18 protein-coding genes are annotated in these 18,505 nt (G+C 39.7%); 9 read left to right on the forward strand and 9 right to left on the reverse strand.

Annotated features, from left to right (window positions below):
- Nucleotides 1-10: 10 nt before the first annotated feature.
- Together ABVJ71_RS12845 and ABVJ71_RS12850 are read right to left on the reverse strand one after the other, a co-directional pair.
- On the reverse strand, nt 11-688 hold the full coding sequence (locus tag ABVJ71_RS12845; protein ID WP_353854359.1) for an amino acid ABC transporter permease: 678 nt from the start codon (nt 686-688) through the stop codon (nt 11-13).
- Between the two features lie 40 nt (nt 689-728).
- Nucleotides 729-1,619, reverse strand: coding sequence for a transporter substrate-binding domain-containing protein (locus tag ABVJ71_RS12850; protein ID WP_353854360.1), 891 nt, complete (start codon nt 1,617-1,619; stop codon nt 729-731).
- 143 nt (nt 1,620-1,762) lie between these two features.
- Here ABVJ71_RS12850 and ABVJ71_RS12855 point away from each other — a divergent pair, with 143 nt between their 5' ends.
- Nucleotides 1,763-3,151 (forward strand): MFS transporter, encoded by a 1,389-nt coding sequence (locus tag ABVJ71_RS12855; protein ID WP_353854361.1) that lies wholly within the window; start codon nt 1,763-1,765, stop codon nt 3,149-3,151.
- Between the two features lie 32 nt (nt 3,152-3,183).
- On the opposite strand, the gene ABVJ71_RS12860 is transcribed toward ABVJ71_RS12855, so the two are convergent.
- The 3 genes from ABVJ71_RS12860 to ABVJ71_RS12870 all read right to left on the reverse strand — a co-directional run bounded on the left by ABVJ71_RS12860 (nt 3,184) and on the right by ABVJ71_RS12870 (nt 5,512).
- Nucleotides 3,184-3,783: an undecaprenyl-diphosphatase gene (locus tag ABVJ71_RS12860; RefSeq protein ID WP_353856664.1), complete on the reverse strand. Its 600-nt coding sequence runs from the start codon at nt 3,781-3,783 to the stop codon at nt 3,184-3,186.
- Between the two features lie 112 nt (nt 3,784-3,895).
- Entirely contained in the window at nt 3,896-5,083 is a 1,188-nt protein-coding gene (locus ABVJ71_RS12865) for an MFS transporter (RefSeq protein ID WP_353854362.1), read from the reverse strand.
- A 15-nt stretch (nt 5,084-5,098) separates the two neighbouring features.
- Nucleotides 5,099-5,512 (reverse strand): MarR family transcriptional regulator, encoded by a 414-nt coding sequence (locus ABVJ71_RS12870; RefSeq protein WP_353854363.1) that lies wholly within the window; start codon nt 5,510-5,512, stop codon nt 5,099-5,101.
- Between the two features lie 347 nt (nt 5,513-5,859).
- Here ABVJ71_RS12870 and spoIIID point away from each other — a divergent pair, with 347 nt between their 5' ends.
- The 4 genes from spoIIID (at nt 5,860) to ABVJ71_RS12890 (ending at nt 9,153) form a co-directional block, all read left to right on the forward strand.
- Nucleotides 5,860-6,138: a sporulation transcriptional regulator SpoIIID gene (spoIIID, locus tag ABVJ71_RS12875; RefSeq protein WP_008343327.1), complete on the forward strand. Its 279-nt coding sequence runs from the start codon at nt 5,860-5,862 to the stop codon at nt 6,136-6,138.
- A gap of 185 nt (nt 6,139-6,323) precedes the next feature.
- Complete coding sequence (gene mbl, locus ABVJ71_RS12880; RefSeq protein ID WP_353854364.1) at nt 6,324-7,325, forward strand: cell shape-determining protein Mbl; 1,002 nt, start codon at nt 6,324-6,326, stop codon at nt 7,323-7,325.
- 134 nt (nt 7,326-7,459) lie between these two features.
- Nucleotides 7,460-8,299 (forward strand): flagellar hook-basal body protein, encoded by an 840-nt coding sequence (locus ABVJ71_RS12885; protein WP_353854365.1) that lies wholly within the window; start codon nt 7,460-7,462, stop codon nt 8,297-8,299.
- Nucleotides 8,300-8,334: 35 nt separating this feature from the next.
- Nucleotides 8,335-9,153 (forward strand): flagellar hook-basal body protein, encoded by an 819-nt coding sequence (locus ABVJ71_RS12890; protein ID WP_353854366.1) that lies wholly within the window; start codon nt 8,335-8,337, stop codon nt 9,151-9,153.
- Nucleotides 9,154-9,172: 19 nt separating this feature from the next.
- Here ABVJ71_RS12890 and ABVJ71_RS12895 read toward each other — a convergent pair whose 3' ends face one another.
- Nucleotides 9,173-10,174 carry a tetratricopeptide repeat protein gene (locus tag ABVJ71_RS12895; RefSeq protein ID WP_353854367.1) on the reverse strand — a complete coding sequence of 334 codons (1,002 nt, stop codon included), beginning with the start codon at nt 10,172-10,174 and terminating at the stop codon, nt 9,173-9,175.
- A gap of 273 nt (nt 10,175-10,447) precedes the next feature.
- Here ABVJ71_RS12895 and fabZ point away from each other — a divergent pair, with 273 nt between their 5' ends.
- Entirely contained in the window at nt 10,448-10,879 is a 432-nt protein-coding gene (gene fabZ / locus ABVJ71_RS12900) for a 3-hydroxyacyl-ACP dehydratase FabZ (protein WP_353854368.1), read from the forward strand.
- 120 nt (nt 10,880-10,999) lie between these two features.
- Nucleotides 11,000-11,395 carry a large conductance mechanosensitive channel protein MscL gene (gene mscL / locus ABVJ71_RS12905; protein WP_353854369.1) on the forward strand — a complete coding sequence of 132 codons (396 nt, stop codon included), beginning with the start codon at nt 11,000-11,002 and terminating at the stop codon, nt 11,393-11,395.
- 28 nt (nt 11,396-11,423) lie between these two features.
- Here the strand turns inward: mscL and ABVJ71_RS12910 are convergent, their stop codons facing one another.
- Nucleotides 11,424-11,834: a YwpF-like family protein gene (locus tag ABVJ71_RS12910; RefSeq protein ID WP_353854370.1), complete on the reverse strand. Its 411-nt coding sequence runs from the start codon at nt 11,832-11,834 to the stop codon at nt 11,424-11,426.
- A 741-nt stretch (nt 11,835-12,575) separates the two neighbouring features.
- On the opposite strand from ABVJ71_RS12910, the gene ABVJ71_RS12915 reads away from it, so the two are divergent.
- Nucleotides 12,576-13,442, forward strand: coding sequence for a Cof-type HAD-IIB family hydrolase (locus ABVJ71_RS12915; protein WP_353856665.1), 867 nt, complete (start codon nt 12,576-12,578; stop codon nt 13,440-13,442).
- A 245-nt stretch (nt 13,443-13,687) separates the two neighbouring features.
- Here the strand turns inward: ABVJ71_RS12915 and ABVJ71_RS12920 are convergent, their stop codons facing one another.
- Both ABVJ71_RS12920 and ABVJ71_RS12925 read right to left on the reverse strand, forming a co-directional pair.
- Nucleotides 13,688-16,465 (reverse strand): DEAD/DEAH box helicase, encoded by a 2,778-nt coding sequence (locus ABVJ71_RS12920; protein ID WP_353854371.1) that lies wholly within the window; start codon nt 16,463-16,465, stop codon nt 13,688-13,690.
- A complete protein-coding gene (locus ABVJ71_RS12925) occupies nt 16,452-18,059 on the reverse strand; it encodes an SWIM zinc finger family protein (RefSeq protein WP_353854372.1) in 1,608 nt (535 codons plus the stop codon). Before ABVJ71_RS12925 ends, ABVJ71_RS12920 begins: the two co-directional genes overlap by 14 nt.
- Nucleotides 18,060-18,245: 186 nt before the next feature.
- Between ABVJ71_RS12925 and ABVJ71_RS12930 the strand changes: the two genes are divergently transcribed.
- On the forward strand, nt 18,246-18,389 hold the full coding sequence (locus ABVJ71_RS12930; protein ID WP_268372870.1) for a hypothetical protein: 144 nt from the start codon (nt 18,246-18,248) through the stop codon (nt 18,387-18,389).
- Nucleotides 18,390-18,505: the final 116 nt, after the last annotated feature.

Consider the following 18,505-nt stretch of genomic DNA (forward strand, 5'->3'; position numbering starts at 1 on the left):
GCTTCTCCTCCTATTGGTCACTGACTGAAAGTTTCTTTTCAAAGGTTTGGACTGCGAATGTTAACAGTAGGACTAGGATCAAGTAGTAAACGGCAACAACGAGTAAATACGTCATATTGTCAAAGCTGTTGGAGCCTTGAGTAGTGGCCACATTAAACAATTCATTGACACTGATAAAAGCTGCGAGTGATGAGTCCTTTAAGCCGATAATAAGTTGATTTCCAAGAGGGGGAAGGGCACGCCGCATCGCTTGTGGAAGAATAATTCGTCTCATGGTTAAAAAACGTCCCATGCCAAGAGAGCGTCCTGCTTCCTTTTGCCCTTGGTCAATTGATTGGATGGCTCCTCTGAATATCTCTGCAATATAGGCACCATTATGAAAAGCAAGCGCAATGGAAGCTGCCCAGAAGTCAGGTATATTTAATTCTGTAAGTCCAAAGTATAAAATGAAGATTTGGACAATAAGCGGTGTTCCCCTCACAAGAAATATGTAGGCGTTGGCGATATAACCGAAAACGGCCACACGAGCTATTTTCAGTAAGGCAAAGAAGAGTCCGATGACCATTCCAATTAAGATGCTAATCACAGTCAGTTGTAAGGTGAGCAGCATCCCTTCAATGAAAACCCCTCTAGAGCCAATGAGCGTTTGAAAAAAGTGTGATAGGCTAGGCAAAACCATCATCTCCATTGGAAGAAAGTGCGCCTTAGAGGGGCGCACAATCGTGGTTTTAATCTTGTTTGACAGTAATATCTTCGTTAAAGTACTTTTCGCTAATATGTCTTAATGTTCCGTCTTTTCTGAGGGCGTCGATTGCATCGTTAATCTCTTTGATCAGCTTTTCATTACCCTTTGACACAGCAATCGCTTGCTCACTTTGTCCGAGTCTTTTTTGCGCTTCGATTGTTAGTTTTTTCTTCATCGCTCCTGCTCCCGTGGCAAAATCAGTCACAACAGCGTCGTGTTTTCCATTGGCTAATGCTTCTAAGGCGACCACATCACTGTCGTAATATTTTGGTTCCTGTCTGCTATGTTCCTTTGCAATCTCGGCGTAGGATGAGCCTTTTGAAACAGCGATTTCTTTGCCTTTTAAGTCTTCAGCACTTTTGATATTTGATCCAGGTCTTGTAAAGATTTGTGGACCTGAGTAATAGTAGGGTTTAGAAAAAAGGACGTGTTTTTTTCGTTCCTCATTGATGGTATGACTGGCAACTGCAGCATCAAATTTTCCTACCTTGACGCCTTCGACAATGCCAGCGAATTTGTATTTTTTCTGTACAGGCTCTAGGCCGAGTTTGTCGCTAATCGCATTGCCTACATCAATGTCAAAGCCGGACATATGGTTTCCAACCATATAACTGAATGGGTGAAATTCCCCTGATGCTGCAAAAATAAATTTTCCATCCTCTAAAATCGGGGACCCTTTCGCTGTAGAATTACGTTTATCTCCGTTCCCATTTGTTTCATTTGAACTACACGAAGACAGAAGTAATACTGCAACCGATAAAAATACTGGGACCCAAAACCGTCTTTTTTTAAAAATATGCTTCTCCTCCTTCTTAGCCGTGCTCCTGATAAGGAGATCGCAGGCTTTAGATATGTGTGTTTTTCCAACAAGCATGCTTTTTAATAATGTATGTCTTGCTCTCGCGAGAGAGAACTGTCCTTTCTCATGAATTACAGGGGGTAAAAAAGGAAAATGGAACTCATAATAACGAAAGGACAGGCAAGGATGAATTCAATTGTAAGGAAGGAGCCGGTGTATTGAACGTATCAAGAGACAACCGTAAAATCTTTTTAATCGCTATCGCATTTGGAACGATGCTAAACCCGCTGAATTCCTCGATGATTTCTTTGGCCCTACATCAAATTCAGCACGAGTTTGGTTTGTCGTTTACGACAGTTTCTTGGCTCATTTCAACATTCTATTTAGCCAGCGCTGTCACGCAGCCAGTGAGCGGACGAATTGGGGATGATGTGATGAGCCGAAGAACATTATTTTTATGCGGATTAGCTCTTGTTGCCATCTCTGCAGTTAGTGCACCGTTTGCTCCGACATTTGCGGTACTGATTGTGATTCGTCTTTTACAGGCGATTGGCAGCAGTGCCATCTATCCATCTGGTGTTGGATTAATTCGTGATCATATTAAGAAAAGACAGGCGTCTGCAATGGCGGTGTTGTCGATCTTTGCTTCTGCAATGACAGCGCTTGGTCCGACGCTTGGCGGATTTCTCATGACGCTTGGCGGCTGGCCCGCTATTTTTTTAGTGAATCTGCCTTTTATCATTATCAGCTTTGCCCTTGGGATGTATTTGTTTCCTAAGGAGCAGAAAAAAAGAGGGCTTCGAATGGGAGAGGTAGTGAGAAAGCTTGATTTAACAGGAATGCTCCTTTTTACATCTTGTATTGTGCTGTTACTTTCTTTCTTATTGTCACTAGTTGATGGCATTGAGTACGCACAGGGAGTACTCTGTCTATTAAGTGCAGGTGCTTTTATATGGTGGGAATGTCAAGTGGATTATCCGTTTATTCATATTCGAATGTTTAGAGAGGAGAAGCGCCTTTCACTCGTATATGTACAATTTATTATTTTAAATATTTTCTTTTATTGTCTCTTTTTTGGTCTACCGAGTTATTTTCAGGATGAATTGGGCTGGCGGGTCGAGATGACGGGTCTTTTTATGCTGTGTATGTCAGGGGTGAGTATCATTGTGTCACCGCTGACAGGTAAGTGGGTTGATCGCAGTGATGAACGTCAACCGATTTTAGCAAGCACTGTTTTGATGTTGGCAGGGGCTGTTGCAATGACTTTCTTTTTTATTCTTGCGCCATTATGGGGGAAAGGAGTAATCCTTGCTTTGTTTGGGTTTAGTTACGGCATTGGCAATGTAGCACTTCAAGCCGCGATGCTCAAAGCAAGCCCTCAACAAATGGTTGGCACGTCTTCTGGACTTTTTCAAACATGTCGTTATCTTGGTTCCATTCTTTCATCAGCTATTCTTGGGATGCTGTTTGGTCACGAGATTGCCAGAGCCCACTTTGAGCGTTTAGGCTGGACATTGATCATCATTTCTCTCATCGGCATTGGGGTGAGTCTGTATTTCTCAAATATGGTGAAAGGGAGAAAAGCAATAAAAAAAGCGACAGGATAGAGCAGAATCTTCATCACTTTATCACAAGTCGCTTAGGAGTTTGAAAGGCCAGAGCTTTGATTTTTTTGCTTCCTTCTGAAGACTTTCCCGACAATTGTCTCATAGAATGTCACGATGCGATCAATTGGAGAGTCGAAGAATTTCCTTAATTTATTCATCATAAAGACAACCACAATTGACACGATGAAGCTGGCTAAGATATCAAATGGATAATGGTGACCGACCCAGATACGTGAGAAACCTGTTAGTAAACCAAAGATGAGCAAGAGGTTGCCAATCTTTTTATTACGGGACCTAATGGCTAATGAAAGAGCCAGAGCGCCTGTTGTATGGTCACTTGGGAAGGAAGCGTCTGCCGAGTGTGGAATGAGTATATCGACTTTATGTGCAACAAACGGTCGCTCTACATAATAAAACAGTGTAATGGAAAAATTGACAATGAGCGCCATGATGCCTGTTACACCAGAGAAAAAGACGTGCTTCTTAAAATTATGATTACCGAAAAACCAGCAAATCAGTAATAAAAGGGCATATACTAAAATGGCTTTTTTCGTAATGAAAATCATGGTCTGATCTAAAAACTTAGAATGATGAGCCATCCCGTGTATGACTTTAAACAATTCGTAATTCAAAACATCACCTATACTTTCACTTAATGCCATTTAATTTTTCAAACGAGTCTGTACGTTTTAATTGAAATATTCTATATTTTAGCATGTTTCAAGTGAAGTTTAAAACAGTATCCTATTTTGAGACTGAAACCTTTTTGGCTTTTGCCTCTTGAGGTTTTCGTTCACTCCAATAAAAAACAGCCATGCTCAGCAATACAAAGATACCTGCAACAAGATAAATGTTGGAAAAGTCTGTAAAGCTGACAAGGATGCCGAATACAAATGAGCCAGCAGCAATACCAGTATCATAAAGTGTAAAGAATGTAGCCGTTGCATAGCCTGTGCGATGGGCTGGAGAGTGTTGAATCGCAAGTGTTTGCAGACATGGAACTAAAGAGCCATAGCCAAGGCCGATCACAGCGCCTGATAAAAGAAGCATCGTCGCTGAGTGTATGGCTGTCAGCATACATAAGCCAACGGCAAAAAGAGCAATAGATGGGTAGATCACAATATTTGGTCCTACTCGGTCAAAAAGCTTACCTGTAAATGGGCGTGATCCAAGCATAGCTGCTGCAAACACAATGAAGAAATAACTGCTTGCATCCATGAGATGAAGAGAGTTTGCATAGACTGAAATAAATGAAATAATAGGCGAATAACAGAATGAAATAATAATGCCGACTGTCGCTGTTTTTAGTGCACCTTTTTCAAATAGGTGTGAAAACGTGAATCGGAATATGACGCTTCCGCCTGTTTCAGGTTCTGGCTGTCTAATCATCATTGTAAAAGCTGCTCCGATGGTCACGATGATGGAAAACAGAAGGAATAATGAATGGAAGCCTACTTTCCCTACTTGATTCAGTGCGATAAACGGACCGATGACGACTGCTAAGTTCATGGACATCACAAAGTATCCCAATCCTTCTCCGCGTTTATTTTTTGGAATCATATCTGCAGCGATAGCACTGGCTACTGTGGTCAAAATGCTGAAAAAGATCCCCTGTACAAAACGTAGCATAAGAAGCGATTGAAAATGATCAGTCGGAATGTAAAGATATGTTAGTAAGGCAAAAGCCGTGGAAGAGATAATCGCCATTCTTTTTTTGCCGAATTTCTCAATAATGGCCCCGGAAAATGGCCTTGTCACAATAGCAGATAATAAAAAGACAGTTACAAGCAGACCGCCTTGTGATTCTGTTCCATTTAATTCATTCATTGTGTAAATGGGCAACAATGTCAAAAGGGCATAAAAAGAGGTGAAGGTAAATAAATTCACCAGGACAATCATGATAAAGTCTCTCGTCCAAATGCGTTCGTTCATGATAAATGTCACTCCCTATTTAGTTGATAATTTGTGTAAAAGTGTATGGAGAAGCAGTTTCTCTTCATAGGTAAAGTCTGAAAGACATTCTTCTTCAAATTGTTCCATCGTAAGTTTGATTTCTTCAAATTTTGCCTTCGCATCATCCGTCATCACGATGAGATTTTCTCGTTTGTCTTTTCCTTGTACACGTTCCACCCAGCCGTTTGTTTCTAATCGGGTAACAGTTCGGGTAATAGTAGGAGCTTCGACATTTAAATACGTCCAAATGTCTTTTTGCGTTTTAGGGCCAAATGTGTCCAAACAAAAAAGCACAGTCCATTGGGACATGTACAAGTCATAAGCAGCGAGCGCTTCGTTTGCCTTTTTAGAAAGCAGGCGTGCGCTCTGATGTATTTGATGTAAACACTCTCTGTTTAACGTATCCATATGCTCACCTTAATTAAATAGTTAGCTAGGTAAATAAAATGACCTTTCCTATTTTACGTGTTACTCACACCCTTGTAAAGTGAAAATGTACGGTGCTCGAAATGATTTTCTGTTTCGCATTTTCTGATAAATCCCTTGTCCCATCTTCATTTTTAGCATAATCCCTATGCAATGCTAATACACTGTTACAAACCTGACAAAGAGAGTGTTTGAGGTGAGGGGTCGTGTTTGGCATTTACTACCTAATGGATGTTAAATTAAGATGAACAAGTGCCGCTGAAAATGCATAGTCTTTATACGGATCTCATTTCACACTTCTCACATCCATTTTAGGGAGGTCGAGTGGTGTGCACGATTACATCAAAGAGCGAACAATCAAGATAGGCAAGTATATCGTGGAGACAAAGAAAACCGTTCGTGTGATTGCGAAAGAATTTGGAGTCTCTAAAAGTACTGTACACAAGGATCTAACAGAAAGGCTGCCAGAAATTAATCCAGATCTGGCTAATGAGGTTAAGGAGATACTGGATTATCATAAATCAATCCGACACCTTCGAGGGGGAGAAGCCACCAAGTTAAAGTATAAAAAAGAAGAAATTTTAGAAGGTGAGCCTGTTAAACAGTAAGCTTAGTTCTTTGTTCATAAACATGATATATATATCTTCCTCATATCGGTAGTTTCTAACCACAAATTTTGTAAAGACTTTTGTAAAGAAATATCTTTTTTTCAGCAAATTATGATAGAATATATAATTAGGGCAGAATGTGGTATTTGCTATGGAAACAGATTTTTCAAGGAGGATATATATAGATGTTTGCTAGGGATATTGGAATTGATCTTGGTACTGCAAATGTACTGATTCATGTCAAGGGAAAAGGAATTGTGTTAAATGAACCATCTGTTGTAGCGCTTGACAAAAACAGCGGGAAAGTACTGGCTGTTGGAGAAGAGGCTAGACGTATGGTTGGACGTACGCCTGGGAATATTGTTGCGATTCGTCCATTAAAAGATGGCGTGATTGCTGATTTTGAAGTAACGGAAGCAATGCTCAAACATTTTATTAACAAATTAAATGTCAAAGGGTTATTCTCTAAGCCGCGTATGCTCATCTGCTGCCCAACAAACATTACATCTGTTGAGCAGAAGGCGATCAAAGAAGCTGCTGAAAAAAGCGGCGGGAAGCATGTATTTCTTGAAGAAGAGCCAAAAGTAGCTGCAATTGGTGCAGGTATGGACATTTTTCAGCCAAGTGGAAACATGGTCGTAGATATTGGAGGCGGAACGACAGATATCGCTGTCATCTCTATGGGTGACATTGTGACCGCCTCTTCTATTAAAATGGCTGGAGACAAATTTGATTTGGAAATTCTCAACTACATTAAAAAAGAGTACAAGCTGTTGATCGGTGAGCGCACAGCAGAGGATATTAAGATCCAAGTTGCAACGGTATTCCCAGACGCACGTCACGAAGAGATCTCTATTCGTGGCAGAGACATGGTGACAGGATTACCTAGAACGATTACCGTTACAAGCAAAGAAGTAGAAGAAGCATTACGTGAATCTGTATCTGTTATTGTTCAGGCAGCTAAGCAAGTTCTTGAGAGAACACCGCCTGAATTATCAGCTGATATTATTGATCGTGGCGTCATCATTACAGGTGGCGGAGCACTTCTAAACGGGCTTGATCAATTGCTTGCAGAAGAACTGAAAGTACCGGTTTTCGTTGCAGAAAACCCAATGGACTGTGTGGCAGTTGGTACAGGTGTGATGCTTGATAATATGGATAAGTTGCCAAAGCGCAAACTCAGTTAATGAAATCCCTCATTCTTTTTTTAGAAAGAATGGGGGATTTTGATTAAAGAACTTTAAAATAAGCCGATATAGATCGTAGAAGATTGTGTACAGATTGTTTGACGTCATGAAAGAACATAATGAGGTGAGCGCACGTGTTAAAAGGACTCTATACAGCAACATCTGCAATGATCGCTCAGGAGCGACGGACAGAAATGCTTTCAAATAATATCGCAAATGCGAATACACCGGGGTATAAAGCGGATGAAGGGGCAATGCGAGCATTTCCAGAAATGCTGCTAAGCCGAATGGAATCTGGACGTTTTCAAACATCTTCAGGCAAAAGCTTTAGTATCCCGCAGCAAACGCCGATTGGTGGAATCAATACAGGGACATATATGCAAGAACTCATCCCGCAATTTACACAAGGGACATTAAAAACGACTGATCAAACAACCGATGTCGCATTAGTAGAAAATAATGTGCCAATGAATCCGGAGACCAACAAAAAAGCGGCTCTGTTTTATGCAGTCAATACACAAAATGGTGTTCGATATACGAAAAGCAGCTCATTCACATTAAATGAACAAAAGCAGCTCAACATTAATGGACGTGCACTTCTTTCAGTGACTGGTCAGCCGATTACTGTTCAAAGTGAGAATTTCAAAGTAAATGCGGATGGAATAGTGAGTGAAAATGGGCGAAATCTCGGACAAATAGATGTACGAGTAGCCATGGATACAAGAAATCTTGCACGTGAAGGAAATGATTTGTACCGCACGGCTAATAACCAGCCTCTTCCAAGTGCAGTAAATAACGGTCAAATGTCCTATACGTTAAGTCAAGGGGTATCAGAGCTGTCGAACGTAGATGTCACCAAATCATATACAGAAATGACAACGGCCTATAGATCGTTTGAGACGAATCAAAAAGTTGTTCAAGCGTATGATAAAAGCTTAGAAAAAGCAGTCAATGAAATTGGAAGAGTTTACTAATAAATAAAGAAAATAAAAAGGAAGGGAGGATTCGCATGCTAAGAACGATGATCAATGCATCAGTGTCAATGAATGAGGTGCAAAAGCAGCTTGATATTATCAGCAATAACATTGCCAACAGTGAAACAACAGGGTATCGTTCGAAAAATACCCGCTTCTCAGAGCTTGTCAGACAGCAATTTAACCAGGTAGATGAAAAGAATGAACAGGTGACAAACAGCCGACTGACACCTGCTGGACTTAGGCTTGGCACAGGAACCATGGTGAATGCCTCAATCAACTCATTACAAGGTTCCATCAAAGAGACAGGGCGAGATCTCGATGTTGCGTTTGGGGCACCATCACAATATTTACAGGTCAATGCAGGCGGTAATATTCGCTATACAAGAGATGGTTCTCTTTATTTGCAGCCTGGTACAAATCCTAATCAGGTCCAGCTAGTCACAAGTGAGGGCTATCCGATTCTTGATGAAAACGGAAAAGCCATTGTCTTGAATGCGAATTTCCGTGATATTTCAATTGATAAGAACGGAAGACTAACCGCCATTTCAAGAAACAATCAACCGAATCAGCAGGTGAATCTTGGTGTTGTTCAAGTGAATAATTCTTCAGCTCTGATCTCTGAAGGAGATAATTTATTCTCAGTAGACGACAACTATCAAGGTGCGTTAACAGCACTAAATGGTGCGAATCGCCAAACCATCCAGCTTCAGCAAGGTGCACTTGAAACCTCGAATGTTGATATGTCTAAAGAATTAACAGACTTAATGACGACACAAAGATCTTATCAGATGAACGCAAGAACCATTACAATGGGCGATCAGATGCTAGGATTGATTAATCAAATGAGATAATAGAGAAGGCAGGCTTGTGTCAGCCTCTCATGATAAAAAAGGCGGCTCGCTCAAAGTCGCCCTTTTTTTTATAATAATCTGAGACGTCTGCAAGCAAATCCTCAAGATCAATCCAGGCTTCTTTTCTTTCAAGGCTTGTGACGAGCGTTGCAATTTGTTCGTCTGCCTTTGGTGTTTGGCTGTAGAGAAGAGATAAAATTTGGAACTTCATTCTTAATATATCAAACTGAGAGGCAATCGCTTCGTTTAGCCCCTTTTGGAGATACTGCTTTCCTTCCTCTGTTAAATTTTCTTTAAAACAGGATCGCACAGTTTCATATAAGCACGATACATATGAATGAGTTGATTTCCGGTATGCTGGGAGGCGAAGCGCCTTTTTAAAGTATTCAAGTGCTTCCTTATGCCGGTTTTGTCTTGATTTAATAAAACCAGCGTCATAATAAACGATGCCAAGCAGTTCTTGGTCATTGATCATCTTGACGTATTCGATAATATCAATAAAAATCGCTTCCGCTTCTTCATATTTTTTCTGGTCACTAAAATTAAGTGCGAGCACAATTTTACATCGATAGATACTATGGATATCCCCGTATTTGGCAAAGATGTCCATTGCTTTTTGAATATGACGAATCGATAACAATGAATAGCGGTTGTTATAATAAATACCGCTTGTGCGAAAGTGGAATTCCGCTTCCTCTAGTTCATCGTTAAGTACAGGAAGTCTCTCTTCTGCCATTTCAATATAATGAATTGCACTGTTTTGATCACTTTTTACAGATTCGTATAATCCGAGAAAAAAGTAAAAGTAATATTGTAATTCTTCGTTCATTTGATCTTTGTGAAGCAGCAGCTCATGTTTGAGTTTCTCTAAGTCTTCTATCTGGTTCATCCAGAGTTGATGACGGAATAGCATGAGTTGATAATGTAAATAGAGTTCCTGTTTCTTTACTAATTTTCGTTTATATTTTGATAAAGTGGCTTTGATTTCTTCAGCCTTTGAAAAATGTCGATGTTTTAGCATTGTATACCAGGAATGGAGAAGTTTTTTAATGGATTTATCGCTTATAAAATTCATTTTTACCCTCTTATTCAATCATTGTTGTAATATATATTACCATATTTGTGAAAAAACAATGAGAGCAGAGTGGATTATATTTGAAGACAATAGGTAATGATTTATGTAAACTTTTACCATATGGTGAGGTCAGACATTGAAAAATGACAGCATTCATAATATACTTCTAGAGGAATCAATTGATGATTAGCGATATATAAAAGAAGGAGAGATCAAGATATGCTTGATGCTCAGCAAATTAAAGAAATTATTCCACACCGTTATCCATTCTTATTGGTCGACCGTATTTTAGAGGTTGAAGATGAGAAAAGAGCGGTTGGTCTTAAAAATGTAACAGCAAATGAAGAGTTTTTTAATGGTCATTTCCCAGGATATCCTGTCATGCCGGGCGTGTTGATTGTTGAAGCACTGGCACAGGTTGGTGCGGTCATTATGCTAAGCAAAGAAGAAAACAAGGGGAAAATTGGTTTGTTTGCTGGTATTGACGGCTGCCGATTCAAAAGACAGGTCAAGCCTGGCGACCAGCTTCGCTTAGAGGTCGAAATCACGCGACTCCGCGGTCCTATTGGAAAAGGAAAAGCAGTAGCGACAGTCGATGGTGAGATCGCTTGTGAAGCGGAACTCACATTTTCTATCGGTCCTAAAGTATAGTGATATGTCCGGCGGTTCATCTTGCATGAGCCGTTTTTATGTGGAATTGTTCAGCTTGGATAAGAACTTGCTTTTCTGATAAAAAACATCACATGAAATAAAAAGATGAGGGTGATACAGATGCTGAAAGAATTTAGAGAGTTTGCAGTCAAGGGGAACGTCTTTGACTTGGCTGTAGGTGTCATCATTGGGGGAGCATTTGGCAAAATTGTCACTTCTCTTGTGAATGATCTGATCATGCCGTTTGTCGGCATAATCATTGGAGGACATGATTTTAGTCGTTTATCAATCAAGGTCGGTTCTGCTCAAATTTTGTATGGTAACTTTATTCAAACAGTGGTTGATTTCCTCATTATCTCGTTTTCCATTTTTATCTTTATTCGTTATCTACATAAATTCAAACGGAAAAAGGTACAGGAAGAAGAGATAGTGGAAACACTAGATCAAACAGAAATTCTGTTAACTGAAATTAGAGATTTATTGAAAAATCAGAGCCAATCAAAAGATACGCAATAGAAAAAGAGCGGCTAACCCCCGCTCTTTTTTACGTGTTTTGTTTAAAAGCATCCAGCAGTTTTTCTCCTGAGAGCCCCTCTTTGACGAGGTCTTTTAATACTTCTTCGGTTTCTGTTCTGTAACGATTTGTAATCATTTTACCGTCGAGTAAGACCGAAATGTGTTCTTCCAATGCAACGATGTTTTTGACTTTGACAGATAGGTGAACAGGTCGGTTATTTTCTTTTGTAATCGTCACGAGAATCTTCACTTCTGTGTGCTGTTGAAAGAGCACTTCAAACACCTGTCTATGTTTTTTGGGGATGAGTGCCTCGATCATCCAGTGATTTTCACCGTCTTCTTTATTAATGATTAAACCGTCGCTAAGGGGGATACTGGACATTTTATCCTGCTTTGGATCAAGTTCGATTTTTAAGTCAATGAGCCTAAAGGTTTTCAATATTTATCACCTCACAAGCGTTCGTTATTCGTAAGTATCATTATAGCATACAACTTCTGTATAAATGAAACCGCTGCCCATAAAGTGAAAGGAGATGTTTTATGGAATCCTATAAACTTCGAGAAATACATTTTGACCAAGATAAGGCGAAAAGCAATATGCGTGTGTACTCATGGGAAGCTTGACTTTTATTGGTTTGCATGGGATGGCTCGGATTATATTTATATGCCTTCTAGTAAGTGGATTCATTCAGGTGTTTTTTATCAATTTATTAAAAATAAGTATTTCTTGAAGCAAAAGAAGATAATGTATTATGCTCAGGCAGTAAAAACCAATAATTAAATGGTGAATAGAAGATGTTAAAGATGGAAGATATCATTTTAGCGTTTTGTCTTATATTTTGTTTCCGAGTAGACTAGGTGTTAGTTGAAAGGAAAGGAGGCGAAATTCTGAGTTAAAAAGGTAAGGTTCTAGCGGTCAGCAGCCCCCCTCTAGCTAAGGCTGATAGACTTTGCCTGTTACACACTGCGTAATAGAACCAAATGCTTCAATGTCATGTCATGTTTCCCCTGCCAATCCTCGTAATTGTATCCGGTCATTTTTGGTGACCGGATACCCTTTTTACCATGCTAAACCGATCATCTCTTGCAAATTATGAATGCTCATTACATAATGATGATTGATTTTATAAACGGATTTTCAGCTAAAAATGGAGAAAAAAAGGAGAGAACCATGGCAAGCATTCAGTTAATCGCGACGGATTTAGACGGAACTTTATTGAATAGTGAACACAAAGTGAGTCCAGAAAACGAACAGGCATTAAAGGAAGCAGTAGCGAGCGGAATTGAAGTTGTGGTATCAACAGGAAGAGCGTATTTTGATGTGAAGTCCATCTTTGATCAGCTTGGTATGAATACATGGGTCATTAGTGCGAATGGAGCCGTTATTCATGATCCATCAGGACAAGTGTATTATTCAGCCTCTTTACAAGAAGAGAAAGCCAAACAGATTTTATCATGGCTTGAGGAACGTGACTATTACTATGAAGTATTTACGAACGAGGCGATTTTCACACCGAATCATGGCAGAGAGTTGCTTGCAATAGAAATGGACCGCTTAAAAAGTGAAAATCCCAAAACAGATATGACGGTCTTAAAACAAGCAGCAGAAGTGCAATACAGCCAGTCAGGTTTTGCTTATATTGATACATATGAAGAATTGTTTCGTGAGGGTCAGGAGCTTTTATTTTATAACATCCTAGGTTTCTCCTTCCTTCAAGACCGACTGAAGGCCGGATGGGAGACGTTTAGACAAGATCCAAATGTAACGCTGGTCAGTTCAGCAGATTATAACTTTGAGATTGGTTCAAAGGATGCGTCCAAAGGGCAGGCATTGACAAGGTTAGCAGATCGACTAGGCATTCCTTTAAGCAATACAGCAGCTATAGGTGATAGTTTAAATGACCGTTCGATGCTTCAAGTAGCTGGTGTAGGTGTCGCCATGGGGAATGCGAGGAAAGATATCAAAGAAATGGCTGATCAGATGACTTTAACAAATGATGAGAATGGCGTTGCTCATATGATTCGTCAACTTTTAAATATAGACTGAACGTATGTATTTGAAAAATTATATAGAATGAAGCGTATTCTGCGTAAGAGTAATTCGAGCTAAATCAATTTCATTTTCATAACAGGTACTGAAATGATCGTGACGGTTTTAAACTAAATCTTGCGATGAAAATGGGATAAATAAGAGAGGATTCGCTTTTTATATACTTTTATGAACGTGAACATGCTTCTATATGAAATGATCAAAAGAGGACTTTTCGTCGTCATGAGAAAAGCCCTCTTATATTAGGATGATTGTGCTGAAGTACTTAATGTGAATAAATCTTCTAGTTCATTCGTCGATAGCTCTGTAATCCAGCTTTCGCTTTGGATAATTTGGTCATTTAAAGTTTGTTTTGTTTCGAGCATTTGATCTATTTTTTCCTCAATGGTGCCAGTTGTGATCATCTTATGGACATGAACAAATCGTTTTTGTCCAATACGATAGGCTCGGTCTGTCGCCTGATTTTCCACAGCAGGGTTCCACCATCTGTCGTAATGAATGACATGGTTAGCAGCGGTTAAGTTAAGTCCGGTTCCTCCTGCTTTTAAGGAAAGAATTAAGATTTTAAATTCTTTCTTTTGGAAGCGTTCCACCATTCGATCCCGGTCATGTTTTGATAAGCTTCCGTTTAAAAATTGAACAGGCTCTCCAAACATTTTTTCAGCTAGCCGTCTGATCATGTTGCCCATTTCTATATATTGTGTGAAGATAAGACAGCTTTCTTCCTGTTCATGTATTGCTTTTAACAGCTCCGCTAATTTATCCATTTTTAATGAACGTTGGAGCAGCTTTACATCTGTTCCATTTTCCTTTAAATAAAGGGCAGGATGGTCACAAATTTGCTTTAATCTGCCAAGCATACTGAGAATGATTGCTTTACGCTGCATGCCTGTCAGGGATGCCATATGTTCAAATGTATCTTTTACCAATTGTTCATATAAAGAAGCCTGTTCAGCAGATAACGGGATGAATTCTTTTTCTTCTAGTTTCTCAGGTAGATTGAGGGCTACCTCTTCATCTTGTTTTGTCCGTCTTAATAAGAATGGCTTAATCAGTTGTTGTAGCTGTTCAATTCTTTTTTCTTCACGATCCTTTTCAATCGGAAGGACGAACTTTTTATGGAAACTTGTCAGGCTGCCAAGGTAGCCTTTGTTGATGAAGTCAAAAATGGACCAAAGCTCCGTCAATCGGTTCTCCATCGGTGTACCGCTGAGTGCAATGTGGTGTTGTCCTTTTAATTGTCTAATGGCTCTGGATTGTTTTGTATGTGCATTCTTGATATTTTGCGCTTCGTCTAAACAAATAGTACTCCACTGAGCAGAAGCCAGTTCATCACGGTCAGAGTGTGACAGTCCGTAGGATGTCAGTACAATATCTGTTGACGCATATGCCTTTGTAAATTTCTCACCTTGTGGTCGTGATGGGCCATAATGCAATGCTACACGTAAATCCGGTGCAAACGTTTCAAGCTCTCTTTGCCAGTTTCCTAAGACAGATGTAGGTGCAATGATGAGAGATGGGTAGGCATTTTGCTGATGTTCTTTCAAATAGGTGAAATAAGCAATCATTTGAATGGTTTTACCAAGTCCCATATCATCTGCTAAACATGCCCCGAATCCATGAGATCTTAAAAATAAAAGCCAATTCACGCCTTGCTGCTGATACGGACGCAGTGTGCCTTTAAATGCCTCGCTCATTTCGTAGGAAGGTAGCTCGTGTGTATCATTTAACTGATGGACAAGTCTTCTTAATTGAGAAGAAAGTTCAAATTGGATATGGGCAAATGCCGAGCTGTCCAAAAGCTCTGGCATTGCTGCTGCTGATGCCTCTTGATCTGCCAGCTCACGTGCCAATATGTCGGACATATGCAGACCTTCGTTTTCGGCACGTTCCATCCATTTTTTCATTTGCTGGATGAAAGTCGGATCGATTTTAATCCATTGTCCCCGAATGTTGACGAGGCGGCGTTTACTTTGTACAAGCTCGTTGAATTCATCTTCAGTGAGCTCAATACCATTTGTAGCAAAACGCCAATTGAAATCCATTAAGGCATCCATTCCGACGTGCGAATCGCCTCTTGGTGTAGAGGAAATTCTTGCTTTTAGCATCATCGTACTTTCCTTCACGATTTGCCACCATGACGGAAGCAGGATCTCAATTCCCATATTCACTAGTGTTTCGCTTGCTTCAGATAAGAAGAGCCACGCTTCTTCTTCTGTCATCAGTGTTGTGCCAGATGTAAAGGAAAGCCAAGGCACAATTTGACTGAACCGTTCAAGCTCTCTCGTGATTTTATCTTGATAGGGACGCCATGATCTCTTTAAAGAACTTGAGCCTTCAAAAAAGTGAAGATCGTTCTTCTTTTTATCGCGCAAAAACATTTCAATTTTCCAATCATCACCGTCATATTCTGGCTCATTTAAGCGCAGACCGACAGTGAAAGGTGTCTCATCCTCGATCCAGCCAATCGTCTCCAAGAAGTCCTGCTCATCTAAAAAATGTCCTTGGAAGGATGAAAGGGCAGGTGATTGTGCAGTCATTCGGTTCCATTTATGCTGCAAGGCATCATCATATTGAATGTAGTCCTGTACAGCATAGGAGAACCAATCGGCTGTATATCCATCTAATAAGCCTTCTTTATCTTTAAATCGAAGTACACCTTCTGTCCATGCTTGATAATCAGGAACAAAATCTTCATCCTCAATGAATTCATAAATGGTAGAGGCTGTTTTCATAAGCGGCTCGGTTTCATCTGTTAACGTCACATGACTAAAGGTATTAAATGAATTTTTTCCTAACAATTCAACGGTCATCCAAGGGCTTAACAGGAAGGCAGGTGTCCCAATAAAACTTACATCTTCTAAAAAAGTTCCATAAAAAGATGATTCATGCCATTGGAAAAGCTGCCTTTTCATTTCGTTTAGCGGTACAGGGTGTCCGTCCTCTGTTTGCGCCGAAATGGTGAAAGAGAAATCTTCTGTTTGTTCTGCATGAATGACAATTTGTTTATGGCGTGTCATCAATCAATTTTCCTTTCTTCATTTCCTCTTGGAATGCACGCAGCCGTTTCGTTGCACTTTGTAGCTGCTTTATATATCTTTCCCAAATTGCGGTTTTTTTCGTTTTATGATAGAGCGTACGTAGTTTTTTTAACATCTTTACAGACTCTCGATAAGCACTGCGATTCTTCTGATCAAGAAGCAGTGAAATCTCGCGGTGATATGATGGGATCAAGGCTTCTGGTTCTTCTTTTGCAATCTGTTTGATCAGTTCCTTTTCCAGTTCGCTGATGGAAAAACCAACAAGGCTGTGAATTTCAATCCATTCTGCATATCGCTCCTGTGCATATAAAAGCTGGCTATACTCAGTGAAGGCGTAAGGCATGCAGATTTGGCAATAGTGTTCATATAAGTGAGCATCCTTTGTCTGCTTGTAATACGCATCTAAATAAAAGAAGAAATCACTGACTGCACCTCGTAGCTCTTTGTAGGAAAGATTCAGGTCACAGTACTCTTCTATTAAGTAAAAGATTTCATTGTACCAGATATTGAGTCGTTTCCAGTCTTTGCGGTTTGTGAGATCCTTCAGCCAATTCAGTACATTTGGCAGCATATTTGCATTGAGTAGACGTAAATGCTGAAAGAGATGTTCATCTTCTTTCAACAAGTAATCCATATGCATAAGCCCGATAGCGCGTTCTACCGTTTGTACTTGCTTTTGTGCGTTCTTCAGTAATTCGGTTTCTTTTTTAACCCATTTTCCTCTATTTAATATGGTTCCCCAAATTTCCATAAATACCGCCACTCGTTCATGCTGGAAAGGTCCATTGATTTGGAGAAGTGTCCGAACGGCAGTTGGCGTGTTTTCAAGAAAAGGATCAAGGGAAAAGGAAAGTGCATATGTTTTTAAATGATCAACTGAATCAAAAATGGTGTTCATAAGCTGTTCTATATATGGATTCATGGAGTAAAAGTCTTTTTCAGCATCGAGTCGACCAAATGCTATAAGCTCATGTAACCTTAACCACACATCAATTGACATATGAATTGCATACAAACTTTTGAATTCAGGTGAAGCAGGTGCGTGTTTTTTCAGGATTGATAAATAACCGTAATACAAATGTTGTGGTGTCTGCTGATGCTTCGGTGTCCGTTTCAGCCAGAGTTTAAATTCCTCTTGGAAAAAAGTCAGCCAGCTTTGAAGTGATTGTTCGTCTGGGCGCTTCACTTGGAAGTGCTGTCGAATAAGTTCTTTACTACGCTGTAACTCATCCTTTTCTGACCAATTTTCTGTAAAGCCCGTCACACTCTCTACTTGAGCGTATAGCGAAAAGAAGACAGCGAGAATGTGTTTACAAAGTCCATCAGCAGGACAAGTGCATCTGCTGATGATTGGTAGCAATAGTTGCAGATTAACCTTTGCTGCCACGACATCATGTACATAAGCTGACCATTCGGTATCAGACTCTTGCTTGAGACGATACACGCTGTCCTGTCTATAAGTAATCAAAGCTTTTTTGATGAGTTGTTTGTTTTCATCTGTTGTAGGAAGAAGTTCTTTGATCTGTTCGGCTGTTTGTTTGATTTCTTCTTCGTTGATGTTGTGCTGAAGCATTTGATCCGCTCCTAACCAAGTAAAAGATTCCAATTCTTTTATTATAGCTCAATGGAGATTGATAAAAAAGTTTTTCATGAAAATGGTCATAAATTTCAAAAGCTGTCGAATGATGTATTAGGGTATTGCAAAAACCAACCATACAGCATATAATAATGAAATTAGTGGAATCGAAAGGATATAGACATGGATAATAAGGGTTTAAATCAAGAAGAGTTTTTAAAGATTTTGATGTACGCTCATGATATTGGTGAAAATTCAAATGATGTCACAACAAAAGAAATGCTTGAAAATTTGATTACTCATATCCGAAATGGCCTTGTTTCATAAAGTTGCCTCCTGCTGTGTACAGCAGGGGGTTTTTGTATGCTTTTAATGAATGTAAAGACCGTTCCTGGCATACGCTGACATTACAAGAATAAGGAGTATTGGGAGCTGATGGTGTC

This window comes from Bacillus sp. Bos-x628, assembly GCF_040500475.1.
Classification (GTDB): domain Bacteria; phylum Bacillota; class Bacilli; order Bacillales; family Bacillaceae; genus Bacillus; species Bacillus maqinnsis.

Excerpts from the sequence above, each read along its gene's own strand:
- ABVJ71_RS12845 (WP_353854359.1), bottom strand. The coding sequence starts at position 688 with ATGGAGATGATGGTTTTGCCTAGCCTATCACACTTTTTTCAAACGCTC.
- ABVJ71_RS12850 (WP_353854360.1), bottom strand. The coding sequence starts at position 1,619 with ATGCTTGTTGGAAAAACACACATATCTAAAGCCTGCGATCTCCTTATC.
- ABVJ71_RS12865 (WP_353854362.1), bottom strand. The coding sequence starts at position 5,083 with ATGAACGAACGCATTTGGACGAGAGACTTTATCATGATTGTCCTGGTG.
- ABVJ71_RS12870 (WP_353854363.1), bottom strand. The coding sequence starts at position 5,512 with ATGGATACGTTAAACAGAGAGTGTTTACATCAAATACATCAGAGCGCA.
- mbl (WP_353854364.1), top strand. The coding sequence starts at position 6,324 with ATGTTTGCTAGGGATATTGGAATTGATCTTGGTACTGCAAATGTACTG.
- ABVJ71_RS12890 (WP_353854366.1), top strand. The coding sequence starts at position 8,335 with ATGCTAAGAACGATGATCAATGCATCAGTGTCAATGAATGAGGTGCAA.
- ABVJ71_RS12895 (WP_353854367.1), bottom strand. The coding sequence starts at position 10,174 with ATGCTAAAACATCGACATTTTTCAAAGGCTGAAGAAATCAAAGCCACT.
- fabZ (WP_353854368.1), top strand. The coding sequence starts at position 10,448 with ATGCTTGATGCTCAGCAAATTAAAGAAATTATTCCACACCGTTATCCA.
- mscL (WP_353854369.1), top strand. The coding sequence starts at position 11,000 with ATGCTGAAAGAATTTAGAGAGTTTGCAGTCAAGGGGAACGTCTTTGAC.
- ABVJ71_RS12920 (WP_353854371.1), bottom strand. The coding sequence starts at position 16,465 with ATGACACGCCATAAACAAATTGTCATTCATGCAGAACAAACAGAAGAT.
- ABVJ71_RS12925 (WP_353854372.1), bottom strand. The coding sequence starts at position 18,059 with ATGCTTCAGCACAACATCAACGAAGAAGAAATCAAACAAACAGCCGAA.
- ABVJ71_RS12930 (WP_268372870.1), top strand. The coding sequence starts at position 18,246 with ATGGATAATAAGGGTTTAAATCAAGAAGAGTTTTTAAAGATTTTGATG.